Genomic DNA, 21,726 nt, shown 5'->3' with positions numbered 1-21,726 from the left:
CGGGTTTGGTGTCGAAATGGGGGAAACAAATCTACTTTTTGCAAGAGTTGATGAGTCGAAGATTGTCGTCGAAGTGGTGGCATAAAAGATCGCCGTTGAAGTTGTAGGGGTCAAATTGCTTTAGCTGGATGGGGGGTAATTCACTAACTGGAACCGTTTTCTGTGCAAATTTCTTGTTTTCGCGAGTGGCGAACATTTCGGTGCGCTGGGTCGATATGATTGCTTTGGCAGTTATGAGATTTAAAGATTCTCTCGACCGAACAGAAAACTGCCTTTGAGTTTTCTCGTTGTAGTCGTTTGTGGTTGAGTCGCGCTCTATGCCGACAAGTTGAAATGTTTCGGCGCGTCGTTTGAATTGATAGGTTGAAGAGTGGACTCCGTGGTGTGCTGTGTCGTGACGGACATAGATGGAGTTGTTCTTTATCTCAACCGTCAAGTCAAGATTCAGATTCTCGATTCTCCAAGCGGCCAATGGTTCGTAAGTGCCGCCTTCCTTGATGCGAGCAAAAACAAGAACCGGTCTGAAGTCGCCTTGCCCTTTATCGGCAGTGTCGAGCTGGATTGCCAAATACTGCTGTCCATCAATTTTTCCAACAACAGGGTTCCAGTCGTTGATTTCTTTATGGCTTGGTATTTTTGCAATTGCCCAATCGTATTCCTGAGCAGTCGCGATGTTGCTCCATAGTAAAACAGTTGTTACGCAAAGAAGAATTGCACGACAGGCGAGCATTCGACACCCAACTTGGCATGGGAAGAGATTTTCCGCCTGACATCGGCGCGTGCTCCCTAAAGTCGCGCGACCGATTCACGGAGAACGGCTTGTAGCCTTGGTTTGCGAGCTTGAGCGGTTTTTTGATTGGACAAAAGCGTACATCAGGTTTTGTGGCGTCGCTACCGCTTTGAACGCGGTTTTGCGGGTGTTAGGCCCTTTTCTCTGCCGACAGTGGAGTATCCGCGATTGGGTGGAAGGCGCTTCTGAACAGCAAGCAAGGAAGTCCCGCGGCGCAAGCGCAGCGGGTCATCAGGCCAGCTCTTTCAGGGCGGACGCCAGATCCGGGTATCGAAAGGCGAAGCCCACATCGAGCAGGCGATTCGGCAATATCCGCTGGCCGCCCAGCAGCATGAAGGCGCGGCGGCCGAGCGCGAGGCGGATCGCCGCGGCGGGGGCGATGAGCCTTGCCTGGCGCCCAAGGCTCGCGGCGAGAAGCCGGGTGAAGATTTCGTTGCGCACCGGCGTCGGCGCGGTCAGGTTGAAGGCGCCGCGCAGCGAAGCGTCGCCGAGCAGAAGCTCGACGGCGGCGAGATGGTCTTCGATGTGGATCCAGCTCATCCACTGCTGCCCGTCGCCCAGGCGGGCGCCCAGCCCCAGGCTGAAAGGTCTTCTCATCCGCGCGTAGAGTCCGCCGGCGCGGGACAGCACCAGTCCCGTGCGCAGCAGGCACACCCTGACGCCCAGTGTTTCGGCGGCCAGCGCGGCCTCCTCCCAGGCCGCGCAGAGGCGGGCACTGAAGTCGGTGCCGGGGGAGCAGGGGGCTGGCCCGGGCGAGTCGGAGCAGGGCGAGTCGAGCGAATCGCCGTAGTAGCCGATCGCCGAGCCGCTGAGCAGAACCTCAGGCTTTGAATCGGCCCGCGCGATCGCTTCGACCAGCTCTTCGGTCAGCGTGATGCGGCTCCGCCAGAGCGTGCGCTGCCGGCCTGTCGACCAGGGCAGATCGATGATCGGCGCGCCGGCGAGGTTGATGATCGCGTCGAAGCGCTGCTCGGACCGCCAGTCTTTGAGGCTGCCCAGCGCGCGCACTCCATCGCCGCAGAGCGTCGCGACCCGTTCGGGGTGGCGGCTGAGCACGGTGAGGCGGTGCCCGGATTTCAGCAGTCGGGCGCACAGCGCGCGGCCGATCAGTCCGGTTCCGCCAGTGAGCAGGATGTCCATGCTGGGTCTCCGCTTGAGCAGAATCGTTTTCGACAGGATAGCGGCGCGGGGGCTCGAATCAAATCCACAAAAGGGTTTGATCATGGCCGCTTAGGATTCATACCCCGCCAAGTGTCGGGTGATCTCTGCATCGAGTGTCACGCTGTTTCAGGCTGCCCGGGGCTGGCCCCGGTTCGCGCAGGCGACGCCTGCGAAGATGACCAGCATGCCCGCGAGCTGCCAGGCGTGTATCGGCTCGCGCAGCAGCGCGACCGAGAGCAGGGCGCCGAAGACCGGGATCAGGTGGATGAAGAGGCCCGCGCGCGCGGCGCCGACCCGCACGACCGCTGCGCCGTAGAGCATGAACGCGAGCACGGACGGAAAGATGCCAATGTAGCCGATCGCGAGCAGCGAGTGCGCGTTCCAGATCACGTGATGGCCGGCGAGCTGCTCCGCGATCAGCAGCGGCAGCAGCATCGCCAGCGCGATCAGAATCTGGGCCATCATCAGGCCGCGGCGGTCGATGTTGGCCGGGATAGACCTGAGCCACAGCGTGTAGAAGGCCCAGCAGACCGTGGCCAGGAAGACATAGCCGTCGCCTCGGGCGATCCGCATCGCGGCCAGGGTCTGCCAGCTGCCGTGGGCGACGATCACGAGCACGCCGCAGAACGAGATCAGGATTCCGAGCCACTGTCTGGGGAGGAGTTTCTGCCGGTAGAGCAGGGCGCCGATGCCGGCGATCAGCAGCGGGATGAAGGAATTGAGCAGCAGGCCGTTCGCGGCGCTGGTGCTCTGCAGGCCGACATAGACCAGCGCGTTGAACGCGGCCAGCCCGGTCGCCGAGACGCCGACGAGCGGCCAGCGGTGAGCCCAGTACAAGGGCAGGTCGCGCCGGAAAGAGCGCCACGCGAAAGGCAGCAGGCAGGCGAGCGCGAGGATCCAGCGGTCGAAGACCAGCGCCATCGGCGGGACGATGTCGCGCACCGAACGGCCGACGATGAAGTTGCCGGCCCAGAGGAGCGGCGGCAGCGTCAGGCACAGCATGGATGTCCAGTCGAGCGTCGGGTCCGGGGAGGTTTTGCTCTTCATCGTCATCTGCCGTGTTTCAGGGGGAGCGGACAGCTTACTTGATGCTCCCCGCTTTTGCCGTCGCGAAGCCCGGAGCGCCTCTGACGATATCGCGCCGCATATAAGGTTTATCGCGACCGAAAAGCCGGGCGGGATGCGGCAGCGGGCGGGTTATCATCGCCGGCAACCGCCCGGGTTCCGAGGGCGGATCACTCCGGTTTTCTCATGCAGCCTGTTCATCTGAGCACTTTCGATCTCTTCCGCGTCGGCCTCGGGCCTTCGAGTTCGCACACGGTCGGCCCGATGCGCGCGGCCCAGGCTTTCGCCGAGCATCTGCTCGATGCCGGGTTGCTTTCCCGCGCCGCCCGCGTCGAAGTCGATCTGCACGGTTCGCTCGGGCTGACCGGGCGGGGACACGCGACGGACCGGGGCGTCATGCTGGGGCTTTGTGGCGAGCTGCCCGAGACGGTCGATCCGGACCGGGCGGCAGCGCTGATCGACGAGATCGCGAGATCCGGCCGACTCGCGCTGGCGGGAAGGCACGCCATCGCGTTCGAGGCCGGGCGGGCGATCCGCTTTCTGCCCGCCCCTCTGCCTGCCCATCCGAACGCGCTGACACTGCGCGCCTTCGATCGCGATGGGGGCTTGCTCGAGGCACGGACCGTCTATTCGATAGGCGGGGGCTTCATCACGAGCGATCCATCCCAGGGTGGAGGCATCGAGCGCAGCGGGCCGGCCCTGCCGTTCAGTTCGGGAGATGCGCTGCTTGAGCAGTGCCGGGCGAGCGGCCTCAGCATCGCCAGCGTGATGCGGGCCAACGAACGCGCCTGGCGGGACGAGGACGAGATCGAATCCTCGCTGATGCATATCTGGCGCGTGATGCAGGACTGCGTGGCGAGGGGGCTTGTCGCGACGACGCCGCTGCCGGTCTCCGGGATCGCCCGACGCGCGCCGCGGCTCTTCGCTTCGCTGAGCGAGAGCGGGGCGACGCCGTCCGATTTGCTCGAACAGATGGACTGGATCAACCTCTATGCGATGGCGGTCAATGAAGAGAACGCGGCCGGCGGCCGGGTCGTCACGGCGCCGACCAACGGGGCGGCCGGCGTGATCCCGGCCGTGCTCCACTACTATGCCCGGTTTGTCCGTGGAGCCAGTGAAAAAGGTATCGCGGATTTCCTGCTGACCGCGGCCGCGATCGGCACGATCTACAAGCTCAACGCGTCGATCTCGGGTGCCGAGGTCGGCTGCCAGGGCGAAGTCGGGGTCGCCTGTTCGATGGCCGCCGCGGGGCTTGCCGCAGTGCTGGGCGGGTCGCCCGAGCAGGTCGAGCACGCCGCCGAGATCGGCATGGAACACAACCTGGGTCTGACCTGCGATCCGGTCGGCGGGCTGGTGCAGATCCCGTGCATCGAGCGCAACGCGGTGGCCGCGGTCAAGGCCGTCAATGCCGCGCGGATGGCGCTGCGCGGCGACGGTGGGCACAGGGTCTCGCTCGACGCGGTGATCCGCGCGATGCGCGAGACCGGCGCCGAGATGCAGACGAAGTACAAGGAAACCTCGCTGGGCGGGCTCGCGCTCAGCGTGCGGTTGTGCTGAGCCGCGCCGGATCGCGCGACGGGTCCTCGGCTGCCGTGCCGGGCGTGAGCCCCCCGGATTTCTCCGCTTGCCCTGTGCTCGCGCCTGACTATCCTGACGTTTGATTCCTGTCGTTCGACCCGGGTGTCATTCGGATCCGTCGGGCGACCGTCGAGGAGCTTGGGCCATGCTCACACTGTTCCACATCAGCGATCTGCACTGCGGGAAGATCATCGCACAGCCGATGGATCCGGATACCCATGTGGTTGCGAATCCCCATCAAATGGCGCTGGACAGGCTCTTCGCGGATCTCGCCCCGTCGGTGAAGAGCATGCCGGGGGGGAGAGTCCTCGTCATCACCGGCGATCTGACCGATTCCGGCGACAAGGACCAGTATGACGAAGTCGCCCGGCGGATCGACGCGTTCCGCAACGAGACCGGTTGCGAGGTCCGGATCGTTCCGGGCAACCACGACGTGGGTGGTTTTTTCGGAACAGAGTTCAGTCAAAAATGCGCGAGCCGTTTTGACAAACTGGCCAAGTCGCTCGGGATGGAGCCTTTCTTCTCCGAAGGCAGCGCGCCGCTCGGCACGGAGATCTTCGCGGACGGCGCGCAGCGGGTCCGCCTTTTCTATCTGAACAGCTGCAGCAGGACCGGGATCAAGGATTTTTCCCGAGGGGCGCTGGGCAAGGATCAGCTGGACGCGCTTGTCAAAGCTCTGAAAGAGCCGTTCGCGGGGCCGAGCATTCTGTGTCTTCACCACAAGCCTCTGACTCCGGGGCAGCCTGACTGCGTGATGGGGCTTGCCGAAGAGGACAGGCGTGCCCTGAAAGCCTGCATAGAGCAGCCTGGCGTGGCCGCTCTGCTCTATGGACATCAGGACGAGTCGAGGCGTACTTTCCCCAGTGCGACCGCGCTGTACCGTCCGGGCACTGTTCAGGGCTGCATCCTGGCCGACGCGAACAGCGCCGTCGACAGGCAGAGCTACTGCCGGATCTCGGTCGAGGGAGATGCGGCGGTCAGGGCGATCTGGTGCCGCTTGCCGGAGGCGTGCTGGACCCGATGAGGGGGGGCGAAGGGCGATCGCAGGAAGGGGCTGCGCGATGAGCTTTCACGTTGCGCTCAGCGTCCATTTGTGCTGAGCGCAGCCGGGCTACACTGCGGATTCCCTCACGACAGGATCAGGACATGGACCCTCGAATCAGCATCGTCACGCTCGGCGTCGCCGACCTCGCCGTCAGCACCGCGTTCTACCGCGATGGTCTGGGCTGGCCTTACCTTGCCGACAAGAGCGGCGAGGGTATCTCCTTCTTTGAAGTGAACCACGGCACGCTGTGGCTGGCCCTGTACCCGCGTCCGCTGCTCGCCGAGGATGCCCAGGTTCCCGATGGGCCTGCGGGTTTCTCCGGCTTCACGCTGGCCCAGCTCGCGCGCGATCGCGACGAAGTGAATCTGCTGATGGACAAGGCGCTTGCTGCCGGCGCAAAGATCACGAAAGCGCCCCAGCAGGTGTTCTGGGGCGGCTATTCGGGCTATTTCGCGGATCCCGACGGCTTCCTGTGGGAAGTCGCTTTCAACCCTTATTCGTGGTTCGAGTAGGTTTGTTCCGGCGGCGCGAAGAGGGCTTGCGAGCCCTCTGACCCTTTCCCGCGGTTTCATCAGGCGTTCAAAAATTTTGAACGGTATCGTGAAACGCTGAGCGCCAACGCCGCGCCGGGAGAGCTGAGAATGGATCTCGTCAACAGGGAGATCCGTCATGCTCGCGCTTCGCAAATCTCAGGACCGGGGCTATGCCGATCACGGCTGGCTCAAGAGCTACCATTCTTTCTCGTTCGCCGGCTATTACGATCCCGCGCACATGGGCTGGGGAAACCTGCGCGTGATCAATGAGGACCGGATCGCCGCGGGTACTGGCTTTGGCAAGCACAGCCATCGCGACATGGAGATCATCAGCTATGTGCTGAGCGGAGAGCTGGCGCACCAGGACAGCCTGGGCAACGTCAAGGGCATTCCGCCCGGCGACGTGCAGCGGATGAGCGCGGGAAGCGGCGTCACGCACAGCGAGTTCAACCACGCCCAGGATCAGACGACGCATTTCCTGCAGATCTGGATCGAGCCTGACGTGACCGGCATCGAGCCGGGCTACGAGCAGAAGACGATTCCGGCGGCCGACAAGCGCGGCGCGCTGCGCCTGGTCGCCTCGGCCGACGGCGCGCGGGACTCGGTCCGCATCCACGCCGATGCGGCGCTTTATGCCGGACTCTTCGACGGCGATGAGCGCGCCGAGCTCGCACTCGCCCCGGCGCGCAAGGCCTATGTGCATCTGGTGCGCGGCAGCCTGCTCGTCAATGGGCAGAGGCTCGATGCAGGCGATGCGCTGATGCTCGATGGCGAGAGCCAAATCACCCTTTCCGAAGGCCGCGACGCCGAAGTGCTGGTGTTCGACCTGGCCGCCTGACCCCCTCAAACCGATACCCGGAGTCCAATCATGAACGACAAACTTCAGAACTCGCTGTCCCTCGCGGGACGTCTCCTCCTCGCTTTGCTTTTCCTGCCCGCCGGCATCGGCAAAGTCACCGGTTTCGCGGGCACGGTTGCCTACATCGCGTCCGCGGGCCTGCCCCTGCCTGCGCTGGGAGCGGTGATCGCGCTCGCCGTCGAAATCCTCGGCAGCCTCGCGCTGATCTCGGGATTCGGCACGCGTCTGGCGGCACTGGTCCTGGCTGTTTTTACGCTGGTCGCTTCGTTCTTCTTCCATGCGTTCTGGGCGGTTCCGGCGGATCAGCAGTATGTGACCCAGCTGCTCTTCTTCAAGAACATCGCCGTGGTCGGCGGGCTTCTGACTCTGGCGGCCTGGGGCGCGGGCGCCTGGAGTCTGGACGCGCAGCGCAAGCGCTGAGCGCCGTTCCTGAGCGGGGCGAGGCTTTCGTGGCACCATTGACGGTATCTGAATCGAGGCCGCCGCGATGCTCACCCCCCGCGATGTATTGACCCCCAGTGCTCTCGCGATGCTCCAGGCGATCGCGGAATCGGGCAGCTTCGCGGCGGCGGCGCGCGCTAGCAACATGGTGCCCAGCGCGTTGAGCTACCGCGTGCGGCAGATCGAGGAAGCGCTCGACGTGCTGCTCTTCGATCGCAGCTCCCGTCAGGCCAGACTGACCGATGCGGGGGCCGAGCTGCTGCGCGAAGGCGAGCGCGTGCTCGCGGAAATCGACGCGGTCGCCAACCGCGTCAAGCGTGTCGCGACCGGATGGGAGCCCCAGCTGACGATCGCCGTCGACAGCATCATCGACCGCACGACGGTGATGGAGTTGTGCGAGAAATTCCTGAGCCAGGGGCCTTCGAGCCGGCTCAAGCTCAGGGCCGAAACCCTGTCGGGAACGCTGGAAGCGCTGAACTCCGGACAGGCCGACCTCGCACTGGGCGTGGTCATGGATGACAACACGAAGAGCGATCTGCTCCGCGAGCCGCTCGGCACCGTCAGTTTCGTCTTCGCCGTCGCGCCCCATCACCCGCTGGCGAACGTTTCCGAACCCCTGTCCGACAAGCAGATCCTCGGCCATCGGGCCGTTGCGATCGCCGATTCGGCGCGGCAGGGGGTGAGCATGACCATCGGGCTATTGACCGGGCAGGACGTGTTCACGGTGCCGGACCTGCCGGCGAAGCTCGATGCGCAGATCCGGGGACTGGGCGTCGGATTCCTGCCGACCCGCTTTGCCCAGCCCTATATCGACGCCGGTCGTCTGGTCGCCAAAAGCGTCGAGCGGGCCGAGCACCAGATCGAGACGCTCTACGCCTGGCGCAAGAGCGGCCCCGCGGGGCCGGGGCGTGCGCTGCGCTGGTGGCTCGATCAGCTGGGCTCGGCGGTGACCCGTTCGGCTCTGCTCGGCGAGCGCGGCCGACCCCTCTGAGCTTGCCGCCGGGGCGGCAAACTGCGTAGTCAGCATCGGCGCTGGCTTCTATAGTGACAGAATCGCCAAACTTGGCTTCTCCGTGCATGAAACGCCCAGGCTTTCCGCTTCTCGTCACGGTTTTCGCGACTCTGCTCGCGGTGGCTCTTCTTGCCTGGCTCCTCGTCGCAGGGGGGAAGGGCGAGCGCAGGCTGGTCACGGTCGGTCTGTACGAGAACGCCCCCAAAATCTACACGGCGGGAAATGGCCGGCCGGCGGGCCTGTTCGTCGAACTGCTCGATGCGATGGCGCGCCTGGAGGGCTGGAAGCTGCGCTATGTCCGCTGCGCGTGGGCGGACTGCCTGAAGCAGGTCGAGCGCGGCGAGCTCGACCTGATGCCCGATGTCGCCTTTTCCGTCGAGCGGACCCAGCACTACGACTTTCATCGTATCTCGGTCACCAGCCAGTGGTCCCAGGTCTACTGCGCGCCCCGGCTCAAGGTGCTGTCGCTGGCCGACCTTGCCGGCAAGCGAGTCGCTATCCTGGAGGGGGGAATCCAGAAACCCCTCTTCGACAATCTGATGGCGAGCGAAAACCTCCGCTACCGCCCCATCCTGGTCAGCACGTTTGACCAGGGCTTCGCCGCGGTCATGGCGGGCGAAGCCGATGCGGTCGCGACCAACAGCCTCTTCGCCGCCTACAACGGGCGCAAGTACAAGCTGCTCGAGACGCCCATCATCTTTCGTCCGAGCAACCTGTATTTCGCGACTGGCAAGGGACGAAATGCCGATCTGCTGCGCCGCATCGATGCTCATCTGGCGGATTGGCGCATCGATGCCGATTCGATCTATTTTGAAGCGCTGCACCGGGCGATGGCCGCCTCCCCCGAAATGCTGGTGCCGCACTGGATGATGTGGTCCCTGCTCGGACTGGGCGGCAGCCTGCTGCTGCTCGGCTCTCTCAGCCTGCTGCTGCGCCGCCAGGTCGGACAGCGCACCCGCGCGCTGGAGACGATCACGCGGGAGCTGGAGAGCCAGAGGGCCGACCTGGAGCACCTCGCCCATTACGACGTGCTGACCGATCTGCCCAATCGCGCGCTGTTTTTCGGGCATGTCGAGCAGGGCTTCGCCGAAGCGAAGCGCAATGCGAGTCGGCTCGCGCTGATCTTCATCGATCTGGACCGCTTCAAACCGATCAACGACCGCTTCGGCCATGCGGTCGGCGACCGGGTTCTGCAGCAGGCCGCCCGGCGGATGAGCGAGTGCATCCGCGCATCGGATACGGTCGGACGGATCGGGGGGGACGAGTTCGTCGTGCTGCTGCGCGACATCAGTTGCGCCGAGGACGCGGCCCGCGTCGCGGAGAAGATCCGCGCGGCGCTGAGCCAACCCATGTCGGTCGATGAACTCGAACTCTCGCTCTCGGCGAGTCTGGGCATCGCGGTCTATCCCGAGCACGGCGAAGACGAGGGCGAGATCGCGAAGAATGCCGACCGCGCGATGTACTACGCGAAGGATCGCGGAGGCAATCAGGTCAAGGTCTTCGATCCCGCGATGCCGCCCGCCTGTCCGCTCGGAGCTTGAGGCAAGGCTTTTCTTGGGTAATTTACGATGACTGTATAAAATTACAGTCATCGTACTCTCTGTGCCCATCATGCCCGCCAAGCCTTTTTCCAGTCCCGAACTCTGGCTACCCCAGCCGGATGCTCCCGCACTCGCGCGTCCTCTGGCCGCCGGCCGGGTTTCGGCGGGTTTTCCGTCTCCGGCCGCCGACTACGCCGAGAAGCGCCTCGACATCAACGACTACCTGGTCCGCTCACCGGTCTCAACCTTCTTCTTCGAGGTCCAGGGCGACTCGATGGAAGGGGCGAGGATCTTCGCTGGCGACATCCTGGTCGTCGACCGCAGCATCGGCGCGCAGCACGGCCATATCGTCGTCGCATTCGTCGATGGCGAGCGCCTGGTCAAGCGCCTCCATCACCGCGACGGGCGGGTCGCGCTGCTGGCCGAGAACCCGGCCTATCCGCCGCTCGAAGTCCGCGAAGGCATGGAGCTGCTGATCTGGGGCGTCGTGACCGGGCGTTTCGCCCGGGTGCCGGCCTGAAGGGGAGGACATGTTCGCGCTGGTCGACTGCAACAATTTCTATGCGTCCTGCGAGCAGCTGTTCGACCCGGCCCTCGCCGGCCAGCCGGTCGTCGTGCTGTCGAACAACGACGGCTGCGTCGTCTCGCGCAGCGCTGAAGCGAAGGCGCTCGGCGTGCCTATGGCCGCGCCGTGGCACCAGATCAAGGATCGGGCCCGCCGCGACGGCATCGTTCCCCGCTCGTCGAACTACGCGCTCTATGCGGACATGAGCAATCGCTTCGCCGAGATCCTCGGCCTGTTCTCGCCCAGCCTTGAAGCCTATTCGATCGACGAGTGCTTCCTCGACCTGGAGGGGCTGACGGGGGAGGCCGAGGCGCGCGGAGCCGAAATCCGCGCGCGGATCGCGCAGTGGCTGGGCCTCGCGGTCTGTGTCGGAATCGGCCCGAGCAAGACGCTCGCGAAGCTCGCCAACCACTGCGCGAAGAAGGCGCTCGCCGGCCGCGATGGAGTCTGCGATCTGTCGCGGCTGTCCGACGCCGAGCGCGAGGCGCTCTTCGAGCGGATCGCGGTCGGCGAGGTCTGGGGCGTCGGCCGGCGCAACGCCACCGGCCTCGAAGAGCAGGGCATACGGAGCGTGCGCCAGTTGCGCGGCGCCGATCCGGCTGCGATCCGCAGGCGCTTCTCGGTCGTGCTGGAGCGCACGGTCCGCGAGCTGCGCGGCGAGTCCTGTCTCGCGCTCGAAGAGATCGCTCCGGACCGGCGGCAGATCATGGTCAGCCGCTCCTTTGGTGTCGCCGTCTATGAGCAGGCCGAGCTTGGCGAGGCGGTCGCGAGCCATATCGCCCGCGCGGCCGAGAAGCTCAGGGCCCAGCGCTCGCTCGCCGGCGCCGTTCACGTCCATATCCGGACCAGCCCGTTTCGAACTCCGCCCTATCAGCGCTCGCTGACCCTCCCGCTCCCCGAGCCGACCGACGATACGCGCGCGCTGACTGGTTGTGCCCTGGCTGCGCTCAAGCGGATCTATCGGCCCGGCTTCGCGTACCAGAAAGCCGCGGTGATGCTGACCGAGCTCGAGCCGCGCGGCAGCCGGCAGGGCGGGCTGTTCGAAGCCGCCGACGATGGGCGGGTTGATGCGTTGATGTGCACGCTCGACGCGATCAACCGCCGCTGGGGGCGAGGCACCGTGCAGCTCTCGGTCGAGGGGCTGGAGCAGGGCTGGGCGATGCGCCGCGAGCACCTGTCGCCCGCCTGCACCAGCGACTGGGCGCAACTGCTCAGCGTGCGGGCGGCTTAGCGTGAGTCGGGCGGGCTGACGCTAGAATGCGACGTCCTGCCTGTGGCAGGCCCGTGAACTCGCTCAGTGCTTCTTCCATGCCGATACACATTCCAACGTTGTTCGTGGTCATGATCACATCGAGTCTGACCCTGTGCCTCGCGATCGGCTGGGTGGCGAAGCGCGAGGACAGGGATGGTCTGAGACCACTGACCTATTGCCTGGCCCTTCACGCGCTGACCTATTGCCTCTATGCGCTGAGGGGGCGTATCCCCGATCTGCTGTCGGTCTGGGTCGCCAACGTCGCCTTGGTCAGCGCCTTTTCCTTCCTGATTCATGCCGTGGGCGTTTTCCTGGAGCGCAGGATCTCGCGCTGGGTTCTGCTGACTCCGGTGGCGGTGGTCGCGCTCGGATTCGCAGCCTTCATGTCGAACATCTCGGCACGGATGGCGATCAATGGCGCGGTCTTCCTGGTTCAGGAGCTGATCCTGCTCGGCCATCTTGCCCGCGCGCTGAGGGAGAGCCGCGGCAGGGGGATCTACCTGCTGACGGCTGGGGTATTTCTGTTCTTCCTGGTCCTGGCGATCACCGCGATCGCCGAGCTCTCCGGCTCGGAGCGGATTCAGAGCATCACTGATCCGACCCTCGCCCAATCGCTGCGCTTTTTGTCCGCCTTCGTCTCGCTGAACCTGGTCAGCCTGGGCTTTGTGCTGATGACCAAGGAGAGAGCGGACGAGAGGACGCGGCAGATGGCGATGAAGGACAAGTTGACCGACTGCTGGAACCGCTTCCGCATCGAGGAGGTTGCGCAGCAGGAGATGCTGCGCCTGGCGCGCTACGGCACTCCGGTCTCGCTGATCATGATCGATCTGGACTTCTTCAAGGCGATCAACGATCAGCACGGGCACGGGGTCGGCGATCAGATCCTGAAGGACTTCGCTGCGACGGTGCAGTCCTGTATTCGCAACACCGACGTGCTGGGGCGCTGGGGGGGCGAGGAGTTCATCGTGCTGCTGCCCGCGAGCAGCTACTTCGTGACTGCAGCGATCGCCGAGCGGATCCGCGCGGCCGTTGAGACGGCTGAGCACGCAAACGGTATACGGATCACGGCCAGTCTGGGCTTTTCGTCCTGCCAGTCTTCGGACAGCTGGGACGCATGGCTCGCCCGTGCCGACCTGGCCCTGTACCGGGCCAAGGCCGAGGGGCGAAACAGGGTCGAGGCGGAGATGCCATTGCTCAGCGAAGATTCTCCGTCCGCTCCGGGCGTGGCCAGGCTCATCTGGAGTCGGGAATTCGAGACCGGGAACCGGATGCTGGATCAGCAGCACCGCCAGCTCTTCGAACAGGCGAACCAATTGCTCGGCGCGATGACCGGAGGCGCTTCGCGGCAGCAGATCGCGGACCGGGTTGCGTCCTTCCTTCTGGCGATGGAAGAGCACATGCTCGACGAGGAGGCGCTACTCGAAAAGCTCGACTATCCCGATTGCGAAGAGCACCAGGCGCAGCACCGCCGCCTGATCGAGCGGGCCAGGAGTCTGCTCGAACGCTATGCACGGAACGAACTCGACCTCGCCGAGCTTCTCCACTTCGTGATCTACGAATTTTCGGCCCAGCATCTGCTGATCGAGGATGGAAAGTACGCGCCCTTTGTCCAGCGGCTCACGTTGGCGGGGCGCTGAAGCGCACGCGCCGCGCGAAATCTGGCAATATACGAAACATCTATGTTTTGTATGGAGTCACCGTGGGCCTCGTCAAGATTTCGGATGGCATGCACGAGAATCTGCGCATCGCCAGCAACGCGCTGAACCGTTCGATCAACGCCCAGGCCGAGCACTGGATGCGGGTCGGGATGCTCGCCGAGCTTCACCCCGAGCTGAACCACAGCGAGATCTGCCGGCTGCTGGTCCGCTCCGAGCTGGCCGGGGGGCTGGAGATCGGAGCGCTCGCCGTCGCGAGCGAGCCTTCTGCGCAGGCCGCGCTGCGAGGTGTCCAATGAGAGGGCCGGGGGTATTGATCAAGAGCGCCGACGAGATCGCGAAGGCGCGCATCGCGGCGCGGCTCGCGTCCGAAGTGCTGGACATCATCGGCGAGCACGTCAAGGCCGGAGTCACGACCGACGAGCTCGACCGGATCTGCAACGAGCATATCGTCAAGGTCCAGAAGGCGATTCCCGCGAACGTCGGCTATTACGGTTTCCCGAAGACCGTCTGCACCTCGGTCAATCATGTGGTCTGCCACGGGATTCCCGGCGCGACGGTGCTCAAGGACGGCGACATCGTCAACATCGACATCGCGGTCATCAAGGACGACTGGTACGGCGATACGAGCCGGATGTACTGCGTTGGCGAGCCGAGCGCACAGGCGAAGCGCCTCGTCGAGACGACCTATGAAGCGATGTGGGCCGGAATCCGCGAAGTGCGCCCCGGTGCGACGCTCGGCGACGTCGGGCACGCGATCCAGACCGTCGCGCACCGCGAAGGCTTCAGCGTCGTCCGCGAGTACTGCGGTCATGGCATCGGCAAGGGCTACCACGAGGATCCGCAGGTCCTGCACTATGGGAGCAGGGGGCAGGGGCTCAAGCTGATGCCGGGCATGATCTTCACGATCGAACCGATGATCAACGCCGGCAAGCGTCAGGTCCGCACGCTTCCCGACGGCTGGACCGTGGTCACCCAGGACCGCTCGCTGTCCGCGCAGTGGGAACACATGGTCGTCGTGACCGAAGACGGCTTCGAGGTGCTCACGACGTGATTGCGGCGCGAAGCGCCGCAATCGGGCGTGATTTCGGGCGCGCAGCGCCCACCCGTATCGTCGCGGCGCTCAGTGCGCCGACGACGTAATTGCGGCGCCCTGCGCCGACGCTATGACCGCGGAGCACGCGAGTGCCCCGACGACGTGATCGCAGCGCGAAGCGCCGCTGCCCCTCTCCCCGGCCCTCCCCCGCGAGGGGGGAGGGGGGCTCGACCCCGCGAGGGGGCGACAGGCCCTGAGTCCCGCCGGAGCTCAGTCCCAGGCCAGGCCGCCGCCGCTCTGGTACTCGGTGACCCGGGTCTCGAAGAAGTTCTTCTCCTTGCGCAGGTTGGCCTGTTCGTCGAGCCAGGGCAGCACGTTCTCGGCGCCGGGGAAGGGCTCGGTGAGGCCCAGCTGGCGGGCGCGGCGGTTCGCGACGAAGCGGAACTGGGAGCGGTGCAGATCGGCCGAGTAACCGAGGATCGGCTCGCGCAGCACATAGCCCGCATAGGCCGACTCGACCGCTTCCGCCTCGTCCCAGAGTTCGCGCAGCGCGCGCGGATCGAGCGTCAGATTCTCTTCCTGGATCAGCTCGCGGACCACGCGGATGCCGAAGGCGCAGTGCAGCACTTCGTCACGCATGATGTACTGGAGCTGCTCGGCCGTGCCCTTCATCAGACCGCGCCGCTGCAGAGCGAAGATCGGCGTGAAGCCGTTGTAGAACCAGCAGCCCTCGAAGATCGCCGCGAAGAAGAGATAGGACAGCGCGAACTCGTGCAGGTTGTCGCGGTCGGCGAGATCCATGTCCGAGCGCAGCACGCGCTCCAGGCGGCGGTTCGCGAGCGCGATCTTGCCGTGGATCTCGGGCACGACCCGGTAGCGGTTGTAGATCTCCTGCTGATCGAGGCCCAGGCTCTCGATGCAGTGCTGGTAGGTCCAGGTGTGCAGCGCCTCCTCATAGACCTGGCGGGCCTGATAGATCTGCAGCTCGGGCGCGCCCATCTTCTCCATGACCGCGAGGCCGATGTTGCGCATCGCGAGGATGTCCGACGTGGTCAGGTAGGCCAGCACGTTCTCGAATACATGGCGCTCGGCAGCGGAGAGGCGGTGCTGGTAGTCGTGCACGTCCTGGGCCATAGAGATTTCGAGCGGCGTCCAGTGGTTCTTGTTCGCGTTCAGGAAGAACTCCCAGGCCCACGGGTACTTGAACGGCGCGAGCTGGTTGATGTCGCCGCGGCCGCCGACGATGCGCTTGTCCTGGGCGCGCACGGCGGCCAGCGAAGGAGTGGGGGCGTTCATTGGCAGGCCTCGCAGTCGGGGTTGTCGATCGAGCAGAATTTCGCTTCGGCGGGCGCGGCTGGCTGCGCCGTCGCGGTCTTCTCGACCGCAGTCGCGCCCAGCGTGCGCAGGTAGTAGGTCGTCTTCAGGCCGGACTTCCAGGCGAGCTTGTACATCTCGTCGAGCTTGCGGCCCGAGGGCGAGGCGAGATAGAGGTTCAGCGACTGCGCCTGGTCCATCCACTTCTGGCGACGCGCAGCCGCCTCGATCAGCCATTCCGGTGCGATCTCGAAAGCGGTCGCGTAGCGCGCCTTCAGCGCGTCCGGCACCCGGTCGATCCGGGCCAGCGAACCGTCGAAGTACTTCAGGTCCGCGATCATCACTTCGTCCCACAGGCCCAGCGCTTTCAAGTCGCGCACCAGGTGCTCGCCGACGACCGTGAACTCGCCCGACAGGTTCGACTTCACATAGAGGTTCTGATAGTCGGGCTCGATGCAGGCGGAGACGCCGACGATGTTCGAGATCGTCGCGGTCGGCGCGATCGCGACGCAGTTCGAGTTGCGCATGCCGTCGCGGGCGATCTTCGCGCGCAGCGCGTCCCAGTCCAGAGTCAATGAGCGGTCCACGGCGATCGCTTCGCCGCGCCCGGCTTCGAGCAGCGCGATCGAATCGATCGGCAGAATTCCCTTGTCCCACAGGCTGCCCCGGTAGCTCGAATAGATGCCGCGCTCGCGGGCGAGATCGCTCGACGCCCGGTATGCCTCGTAGCAGATCGCCTCCATCGAGCGGTCGGCGAACTCGACCGCTTCGCGGCTCGCGAAGGCGAGGCCCATCCGGTGCAGGCAGTCCGCGAAGCCCATGATTCCCAGGCCGACCGGGCGGTGACGCTGGTTCGCGTTGCGCGCCTTCTCGGTCGCGTAGAAGTTGATGTCGACGACGTTGTCGAGCAGGCGCATCGCGGTCGTGATCGTCCGGGCGAGCTTGCTCCGATCCAGCTGCCAGTGCCCGTCCTCGAATATCAGATGGGCGGGCAGGTTCACCGAGCCGAGGTTGCAGACTGCGGTCTCGTCGTTTGAGGTGTTCAGCGTGATCTCGGTGCACAGGTTCGAGCTGTGGATCACGCCGGCGTGCTGCTGCGGCGAGCGCAGGTTGCAGGCATCCTTGAACGTGATCCACGGGTGGCCGGTCTCGTAGAGCATCGTCAGCATCTTGCGCCAGAGCTGGACGGCCGGGATCTTCTTGAAGAGTTTGAGTTCGCCACGCGCGGCCTTCTCCTCGTAGCCCAGATAGGCTTCGCGGAAAGCTGCGCCGCACAGATCGTGCAGATCGGGCGCGTCGGACGGAGAGAACAGCGTCCACTCCGAGCTTTCGATGACGCGCTGCATGAACAGGTCCGGAATCCAGTTCGCGGTGTTCATGTCGTGGGTGCGCCGCCGCTCGTCGCCGGTGTTCTTGCGCAGGTCGAGGAAGTCCTCGATGTCGAGGTGCCAGGTCTCCAGATAGGCGCAGACCGCGCCCTTGCGCTTGCCGCCCTGATTGACCGCGAGAGCCGTGTCGTTGACGACTTTGAGGAAGGGGATCACGCCCTGGCTCTTGCCATTGGTGCCGCGGATCAGGCTGCCCAGCGCGCGCACCGGAGTCCAGTCGTTGCCGAGGCCCCCGGCGTATTTCTGCAGCAGCGCATTCTCCTTGACCGCCTGGTAGATGCTGGCGAGGTCGTCCTCGACCGTCGCGAGGTAGCAGGACGAGAGCTGGGAGTGCAGCGTGCCGGAGTTGAACAGCGTCGGTGTGCTGCTCATGAAGTCGAAGCCCGAGAGCAGGCGGTAGAACTCGATCGCGCGCGCGTCGCGCTCCTTTTCGTTCAGCGCGAGGCCCATCGCGACACGCATGAAGAAGGTCTGCGGCAGCTCGATGCGGCGCTCGTCGATGTGCAGGAAGTAGCGGTCGTACAGCGTCTGCAGGCCCAGATAGTCGAAGCGCAGGTCGTTCGCGACGTCGAGCGCGGCGGCGAGCCGGGGAAGGTCGTAGTCGGCGAGGCGCGGGTCGAGCAGGCCGGCTTCGACGCCTTCGCGGATCAGACCGGGGAAGGCTTCGGGCAGCCGCGCGGCTGTTTCCGCGTGGCCCAGCTCCTCGCCGAGCACGTCAATGCAGACGTTGCGCAACAGCAGCCGGGCGGCGAGCCGGGAGTAGGCCGGGTCGCGTTCGATCAGCGTGCGCGCGGCCATCACGAGGGCCTGGCGCACCGCGGCGACGCTGACCCCGTCGTAGAGGTTGGCCAGCGTGTGCTGCAGCACGGTCCGGGCCGACACGTCGGAGAGGCCCTGGCAGGCTTCCTCGATCTGCGCGAGCAGCGCGGCTTCGTCGAGCGGGCGCAGCGCGTCGCCGTCCTTCACCTGCAGCCGGATCGGCGCCGCCGCCTGCTGCGCGGCGCGTTCGGCGGCGCGCTTCTCGCGATAGAGCACATAGGCTCGGGCGACGTCGTGCTCTCCTGCGCGCATCAGCGCGAGCTCGACCTGGTCCTGGATGTCCTCGATGTGCAGCGTGCCGCCGGCCGGCAGGCGGCGCGCGAAGGCCTGGACCACCGCGTCGGTCAGGCGCGCGACCAGATCGCGCTGGCGGGCCGAAGCGGCGCCGCCTTCGACGGCGATGAAGGCCTTGCCGAGCGCGGTCGCGATCTTCCCGGCATCGAAGGGGGTGATGGCTCCGTCGCGGCGGATCACTTCGAAGGAGTGGGCCTGGGCGCTGAGCGCAGGGGCGGTGGCGTTCATCTGTCTATCCTCGCTGGCTGGCGGCGGGGCAGGCGAGAGACGCGGACAGGCTGTGGCCAGCTCGCGATCTGCCGCAGGGCGCCCCGCCCCGGGTTTCGTCGTCGGCACGCACGCGCGGTGTGGCCGGCTCGTCTTCGTGCGGCAGGTCTCCTGGCTTGCGCATCCTCGCCGCACGCGCCTTCCCGGAACAGGTCCAGTGGCATCCGCGTCCGACTCCACGCTGACAGTTGCGGGGGCAGCTCCGGCTTTCCGGATTCCCTTTTGATCCCCTCACGGGGAACCGACACGGCGCGCAGTCTAGGCGGCGGTGGCCGGGCGGGTCAAGGCTGAACTACTGCCGATAGTGTTTTTTTATTTTTATGGAACTAGCAGTTGTAGGTGTTGTCGGGCGGCCTCGAGCGAAGCACACGAGGGGTAGGGACAGTTTTGCCCCCCGACCACGGACCGATTTGCGCATCGGTCCGGCTGCGGAGGCGCGAAACAGTGTTTCGCGAATTCCCTCCTTCGCCCCCCGCAGGGGCAATCCGCCGCGAACGGTGGCTTGCCTGCAGCGAAGCCACCCTACTTCTTCAAGAAGGGGGAGTGGGCGCGAGGGGAGGGGGCCTCTCCCTCTGGTGCAGGGGGAGAGGCTGGGTCGTTCAGCGCTTCGCGATCGTCATCCCGGTCCGGATCGCCGCGGCGGCATTGCGGGCGACGCTGCGCAGGTTGATCCTCGCGTCGCGAAGTGCCTCTTCGAGCGAGCAGGCCTTGTGCACCGAGCTGAACACCGCATCGATTCCGTGCTCATGCACGACGCCGGCGTCCTGGGCGAGGCAGCCGGCGAGGCCGATCACCGGCAGCCCCAGCCGTTTGGCGACGCGGGTGACGCCGATCGGCGTCTTGCCGTAGATCGTCTGGCCATCGATCCGGCCTTCGCCGGTGATCACCAGATCGGCCCCGGCGAGCGCCTGTTCGAGTCCGACCGCTTCGGTCACGACTTCGCTGCCCGGGCGCAGGCTCGCGCCGAGCACGCCCAGAAGCGCCGCGCCCATGCCTCCGGCAGCGCCTGCGCCGGGGATGTCGGCGACATCCTGGCCCAGGTCCGCTTTGAGCACTTCGGCGAAGCGCGCGAGACAGCGATCCAGCGTTTCGACCATCCCGGGGGTCGCGCCTTTCTGCGGGCCGAATACCCGTGATGCGCCTTGGGGGCCGGTCAGCGGGTTGCTGACGTCGCAGGCGACATCGATGCGGCAGGTCTTCAGGCGCGGATCCAGGCCGGAGGCGTCGAGGTGGGCGAGGCGGGCGAGTTCGGCGCCACCCGGGCCCAGCTCGCGGCCGTCCGCATCGGTCAGACGCGCGCCGAGCGCCTGCAGCATTCCGGCGCCGCCGTCGTTGGTCGCGCTGCCGCCGATGCCGATCACGATGTGCCGAGCGCCGGCCGCCAGAGCGTCGCGGATCAGCTCCCCGGTCCCGGCGCTCGTCGTCACGAGCGGATTGCGCCGCCCGGCGGGAACGAGCTCCAGGCCGCTGGCCGAAGCCATCTCGATGATCGCGAGGCCCTGGTCGGCGGCCAGGCCATAGGAGGCCTGAACCAGTTCGCCGTGCGGGCCGCTGACCGCAAGCGTCCTCAGGACTCCCGAGGTCGCGTCGATCATGGCCTGGACCGTTCCTTCGCCGCCGTCGGCGACCGGGATCAGCAGATAGTCGGCGTCGGGGAAGACCTGCCGGAAGCCGGCCCTTATCTCTTCGGCGACTTCCCGGGCGGACAGGCTTTCCTTGTACGAATCGGGTGCGATGACAATTTTCATGGTCTTTGAATTCGGATGAAAGGGGGAGGGGGCCGGCTCAGCGATTCACGGTCTTTGCCGGGATGCTCAGCACGGTGATCGCTCCGACGAGCAGCACCGCGGACAGGATGTAGAGCGCGACATGGGTATTGCCGGTCGCATCCTTGATCCAGCCGACCAGGTAGGGGCTAAGGAAGCCGGCGATCTGTCCCAGCGAGTTGATCAGCGCGAGTCCGCCCGCCGCCGCGGCGCTGCCGAGGAAGGCGGCCGGCAGGGGCCAGAACATCGGCAGGCCGGTCAGCGTGCCCATCGTGGCTAGCGTCAGGCCGATCATCGCGAGGACCGGATTGTCGGCCGCGACGGTCGCGATCAGCAGGCCGCCAAAGCCCATCAGCATCGGGATGGCGAGGTGCCAGCGGCGTTCGCGGCGGCGGTCGGCCGAGCGTCCGACAGCGATCATGAAGAAGCTGGCCACCAGGTAGGGGATCGCGCTGAGCCAGCCGATCATCGCGGGGTCGTTGAAGCCGAGCGACTTGATGATCGAGGGCAGCCAGAAGTTGATCGCATAGACGCCCATCTGGATGCTGAAGTAGACGCCGCCGAGCATCCAGACGTTGCGGTTGCGTAGCACGCTAGCGAAGGACTGCACGGCGGTGTTGCCGGCGCGGCGTGCGCGCTCGTCATCCTCGAGCGCCTTCTGCATCGCGTTCTTTTCATCGGCGCTGAGCCACTTCACCGCCGCCACGCCGTCGTGGAGCACGAAGTACACCGCGAAGCCCAGCAGGATCGTCGGCAGGCCTTGCAGCAGATAGAGCCATTGCCAGGCGGCCAGGCCACCCTGACCCGCCTGGAAGTGATTGAGCATCCAGCCGGACAGCGGGCCGCCGAGCACGCCCGAGATCGGGATCGCGGACATGAACAGCGCCATCACGCGGCCGCGGCGTTCCGACGGGAACCAGTGGGTGAAGTAGAGCACCATGCCCGGGAAGAAGCCGGCCTCGGTGACGCCGGTCAGGAAGCGGATCAGGTAGAAGGATTCGGCCGATTTGACGAACATCAGGCTCGCCGACAGCGCGCCCCACGCGATCATCAGCGTGCCAATCCAGCGTCGGGCGCCGACCTTGTGCAGGGCCAGGTTGCTCGGCACGCCGGCCAGCACATAGCCGATGAAGAAGATCCCGGCCCCGAGGCCATAGACCGTCTCGGACAGGTTCAGCGCGTCGAGCATCTGCAGCTTCGCGAAGCCGACATTGACGCGGTCGAGGTAGTTGAAGAGATAACAGACGAAGATGAAGGGGATCAGACGGAAGATCGCCTTGCGGTAGGCGCCCTCCAGCAGCGCATCCGGCGCGCCGGTGGCTCTCGCTTGGGTATTCATGGTTTG

Annotated in this window: 19 protein-coding genes and 1 riboswitch; of the genes, 12 read left to right on the top strand and 7 right to left on the bottom strand. The window is 65.6% G+C overall.

All coding sequences use genetic code 11. The features are described 5' to 3' along the window. Positions 1-31: 31 nt before the first annotated feature. The 3 genes from ACHFB9_RS10845 to ACHFB9_RS10835 all read right to left on the bottom strand — a co-directional run bounded on the left by ACHFB9_RS10845 (position 32) and on the right by ACHFB9_RS10835 (position 2,998). Complete coding sequence (locus ACHFB9_RS10845) at positions 32-730, bottom strand: hypothetical protein (RefSeq protein ID WP_417067093.1); 699 nt, start codon at positions 728-730, stop codon at positions 32-34. 291 nt (positions 731-1,021) lie between these two features. Further along, the gene (locus ACHFB9_RS10840) at positions 1,022-1,930 is read right to left on the bottom strand and encodes a TIGR01777 family oxidoreductase (RefSeq protein ID WP_417067092.1); all 909 of its coding nucleotides are present in this window, start codon (positions 1,928-1,930) and stop codon (positions 1,022-1,024) included. Positions 1,931-2,077: 147 nt separating this feature from the next. After that, positions 2,078-2,998, bottom strand: coding sequence for a DMT family transporter (locus ACHFB9_RS10835; RefSeq protein ID WP_417067090.1), 921 nt, complete (start codon positions 2,996-2,998; stop codon positions 2,078-2,080). Between the two features lie 204 nt (positions 2,999-3,202). On the opposite strand from ACHFB9_RS10835, the gene ACHFB9_RS10830 reads away from it, so the two are divergent. From ACHFB9_RS10830 to map, 12 genes are all read left to right on the top strand, one after another. Continuing rightward, complete coding sequence (locus ACHFB9_RS10830) at positions 3,203-4,573, top strand: L-serine ammonia-lyase (RefSeq protein WP_417067088.1); 1,371 nt, start codon at positions 3,203-3,205, stop codon at positions 4,571-4,573. A gap of 166 nt (positions 4,574-4,739) precedes the next feature. Further along, on the top strand, positions 4,740-5,618 hold the full coding sequence (locus ACHFB9_RS10825) for a metallophosphoesterase family protein (RefSeq protein WP_417067086.1): 879 nt from the start codon (positions 4,740-4,742) through the stop codon (positions 5,616-5,618). Positions 5,619-5,740: 122 nt separating this feature from the next. Then, positions 5,741-6,151 carry a VOC family protein gene (locus ACHFB9_RS10820; RefSeq protein ID WP_417067085.1) on the top strand — a complete coding sequence of 137 codons (411 nt, stop codon included), beginning with the start codon at positions 5,741-5,743 and terminating at the stop codon, positions 6,149-6,151. A 157-nt stretch (positions 6,152-6,308) separates the two neighbouring features. Next, positions 6,309-7,010 (top strand): pirin family protein, encoded by a 702-nt coding sequence (locus ACHFB9_RS10815; protein WP_417067084.1) that lies wholly within the window; start codon positions 6,309-6,311, stop codon positions 7,008-7,010. Between the two features lie 30 nt (positions 7,011-7,040). Next, positions 7,041-7,451 carry a DoxX family protein gene (locus ACHFB9_RS10810; RefSeq protein WP_417067083.1) on the top strand — a complete coding sequence of 137 codons (411 nt, stop codon included), beginning with the start codon at positions 7,041-7,043 and terminating at the stop codon, positions 7,449-7,451. Between the two features lie 67 nt (positions 7,452-7,518). Next, positions 7,519-8,463 (top strand): LysR family transcriptional regulator, encoded by a 945-nt coding sequence (locus ACHFB9_RS10805; protein ID WP_417067082.1) that lies wholly within the window; start codon positions 7,519-7,521, stop codon positions 8,461-8,463. 86 nt (positions 8,464-8,549) lie between these two features. Then, positions 8,550-10,025 carry a diguanylate cyclase domain-containing protein gene (locus ACHFB9_RS10800; RefSeq protein WP_417067080.1) on the top strand — a complete coding sequence of 492 codons (1,476 nt, stop codon included), beginning with the start codon at positions 8,550-8,552 and terminating at the stop codon, positions 10,023-10,025. A 70-nt stretch (positions 10,026-10,095) separates the two neighbouring features. Continuing rightward, positions 10,096-10,545, top strand: a complete 450-nt coding sequence (locus tag ACHFB9_RS10795; protein WP_417067078.1) for a LexA family protein — start codon at positions 10,096-10,098, stop codon at positions 10,543-10,545. 10 nt (positions 10,546-10,555) lie between these two features. Continuing rightward, entirely contained in the window at positions 10,556-11,821 is a 1,266-nt protein-coding gene (locus ACHFB9_RS10790) for a Y-family DNA polymerase (protein ID WP_417067076.1), read from the top strand. A gap of 110 nt (positions 11,822-11,931) precedes the next feature. Further along, positions 11,932-13,479, top strand: a complete 1,548-nt coding sequence (locus tag ACHFB9_RS10785; RefSeq protein ID WP_417067075.1) for a diguanylate cyclase — start codon at positions 11,932-11,934, stop codon at positions 13,477-13,479. Between the two features lie 62 nt (positions 13,480-13,541). Then, positions 13,542-13,796, top strand: a complete 255-nt coding sequence (locus tag ACHFB9_RS10780; protein ID WP_417067073.1) for a ParD-like family protein — start codon at positions 13,542-13,544, stop codon at positions 13,794-13,796. Next, positions 13,793-14,551 (top strand): type I methionyl aminopeptidase, encoded by a 759-nt coding sequence (map, locus tag ACHFB9_RS10775; protein ID WP_417067071.1) that lies wholly within the window; start codon positions 13,793-13,795, stop codon positions 14,549-14,551. Before ACHFB9_RS10780 ends, map begins: the two co-directional genes overlap by 4 nt. Before the next feature lie 252 nt (positions 14,552-14,803). Here the strand turns inward: map and ACHFB9_RS10770 are convergent, their stop codons facing one another. The 4 genes from ACHFB9_RS10770 to ACHFB9_RS10755 all read right to left on the bottom strand — a co-directional run bounded on the left by ACHFB9_RS10770 (position 14,804) and on the right by ACHFB9_RS10755 (position 21,720). Continuing rightward, positions 14,804-15,829, bottom strand: a complete 1,026-nt coding sequence (locus ACHFB9_RS10770) for a ribonucleotide-diphosphate reductase subunit beta (protein WP_417067070.1) — start codon at positions 15,827-15,829, stop codon at positions 14,804-14,806. Continuing rightward, the gene (locus ACHFB9_RS10765; protein WP_417067068.1) at positions 15,826-18,576 is read right to left on the bottom strand and encodes a ribonucleoside-diphosphate reductase subunit alpha; all 2,751 of its coding nucleotides are present in this window, start codon (positions 18,574-18,576) and stop codon (positions 15,826-15,828) included. The genes ACHFB9_RS10770 and ACHFB9_RS10765 overlap by 4 nt, the downstream gene beginning before the upstream one ends. A gap of 122 nt (positions 18,577-18,698) precedes the next feature. Beyond that, positions 18,699-18,876, bottom strand: a riboswitch (cobalamin riboswitch). 338 nt (positions 18,877-19,214) lie between these two features. Beyond that, positions 19,215-20,363 (bottom strand): glycerate kinase, encoded by a 1,149-nt coding sequence (locus tag ACHFB9_RS10760; protein WP_417067067.1) that lies wholly within the window; start codon positions 20,361-20,363, stop codon positions 19,215-19,217. Positions 20,364-20,400: 37 nt separating this feature from the next. Then, positions 20,401-21,720 (bottom strand): MFS transporter, encoded by a 1,320-nt coding sequence (locus ACHFB9_RS10755; protein ID WP_417067066.1) that lies wholly within the window; start codon positions 21,718-21,720, stop codon positions 20,401-20,403. Between the last annotated feature and the right edge of the window lie 6 nt (positions 21,721-21,726).

Source organism: Niveibacterium terrae, from assembly GCF_048213115.1.
Lineage (GTDB): Bacteria > Pseudomonadota > Gammaproteobacteria > Burkholderiales > Rhodocyclaceae > Niveibacterium > Niveibacterium terrae.
This window is presented reverse-complemented; position numbering and strand designations above follow the sequence as displayed.

Coding starts and splice junctions, on each gene's coding strand:
- ACHFB9_RS10820 (WP_417067085.1), top strand. CDS start 5,741: ATGGACCCTCGAATCAGCATCGTCACGCTCGGCGTCGCCGACCTCGCC.
- ACHFB9_RS10830 (WP_417067088.1), top strand. CDS start 3,203: ATGCAGCCTGTTCATCTGAGCACTTTCGATCTCTTCCGCGTCGGCCTC.
- ACHFB9_RS10840 (WP_417067092.1), bottom strand. CDS start 1,930: ATGGACATCCTGCTCACTGGCGGAACCGGACTGATCGGCCGCGCGCTG.
- ACHFB9_RS10835 (WP_417067090.1), bottom strand. CDS start 2,998: ATGAAGAGCAAAACCTCCCCGGACCCGACGCTCGACTGGACATCCATG.
- ACHFB9_RS10815 (WP_417067084.1), top strand. CDS start 6,309: ATGCTCGCGCTTCGCAAATCTCAGGACCGGGGCTATGCCGATCACGGC.
- map (WP_417067071.1), top strand. CDS start 13,793: ATGAGAGGGCCGGGGGTATTGATCAAGAGCGCCGACGAGATCGCGAAG.
- ACHFB9_RS10785 (WP_417067075.1), top strand. CDS start 11,932: ATGATCACATCGAGTCTGACCCTGTGCCTCGCGATCGGCTGGGTGGCG.
- ACHFB9_RS10825 (WP_417067086.1), top strand. CDS start 4,740: ATGCTCACACTGTTCCACATCAGCGATCTGCACTGCGGGAAGATCATC.
- ACHFB9_RS10810 (WP_417067083.1), top strand. CDS start 7,041: ATGAACGACAAACTTCAGAACTCGCTGTCCCTCGCGGGACGTCTCCTC.
- ACHFB9_RS10755 (WP_417067066.1), bottom strand. CDS start 21,720: ATGAATACCCAAGCGAGAGCCACCGGCGCGCCGGATGCGCTGCTGGAG.
- ACHFB9_RS10800 (WP_417067080.1), top strand. CDS start 8,550: ATGAAACGCCCAGGCTTTCCGCTTCTCGTCACGGTTTTCGCGACTCTG.
- ACHFB9_RS10795 (WP_417067078.1), top strand. CDS start 10,096: ATGCCCGCCAAGCCTTTTTCCAGTCCCGAACTCTGGCTACCCCAGCCG.
- ACHFB9_RS10805 (WP_417067082.1), top strand. CDS start 7,519: ATGCTCACCCCCCGCGATGTATTGACCCCCAGTGCTCTCGCGATGCTC.
- ACHFB9_RS10790 (WP_417067076.1), top strand. CDS start 10,556: ATGTTCGCGCTGGTCGACTGCAACAATTTCTATGCGTCCTGCGAGCAG.
- ACHFB9_RS10765 (WP_417067068.1), bottom strand. CDS start 18,576: ATGAACGCCACCGCCCCTGCGCTCAGCGCCCAGGCCCACTCCTTCGAA.
- ACHFB9_RS10760 (WP_417067067.1), bottom strand. CDS start 20,363: ATGAAAATTGTCATCGCACCCGATTCGTACAAGGAAAGCCTGTCCGCC.
- ACHFB9_RS10770 (WP_417067070.1), bottom strand. CDS start 15,829: ATGAACGCCCCCACTCCTTCGCTGGCCGCCGTGCGCGCCCAGGACAAG.
- ACHFB9_RS10845 (WP_417067093.1), bottom strand. CDS start 730: ATGCTCGCCTGTCGTGCAATTCTTCTTTGCGTAACAACTGTTTTACTA.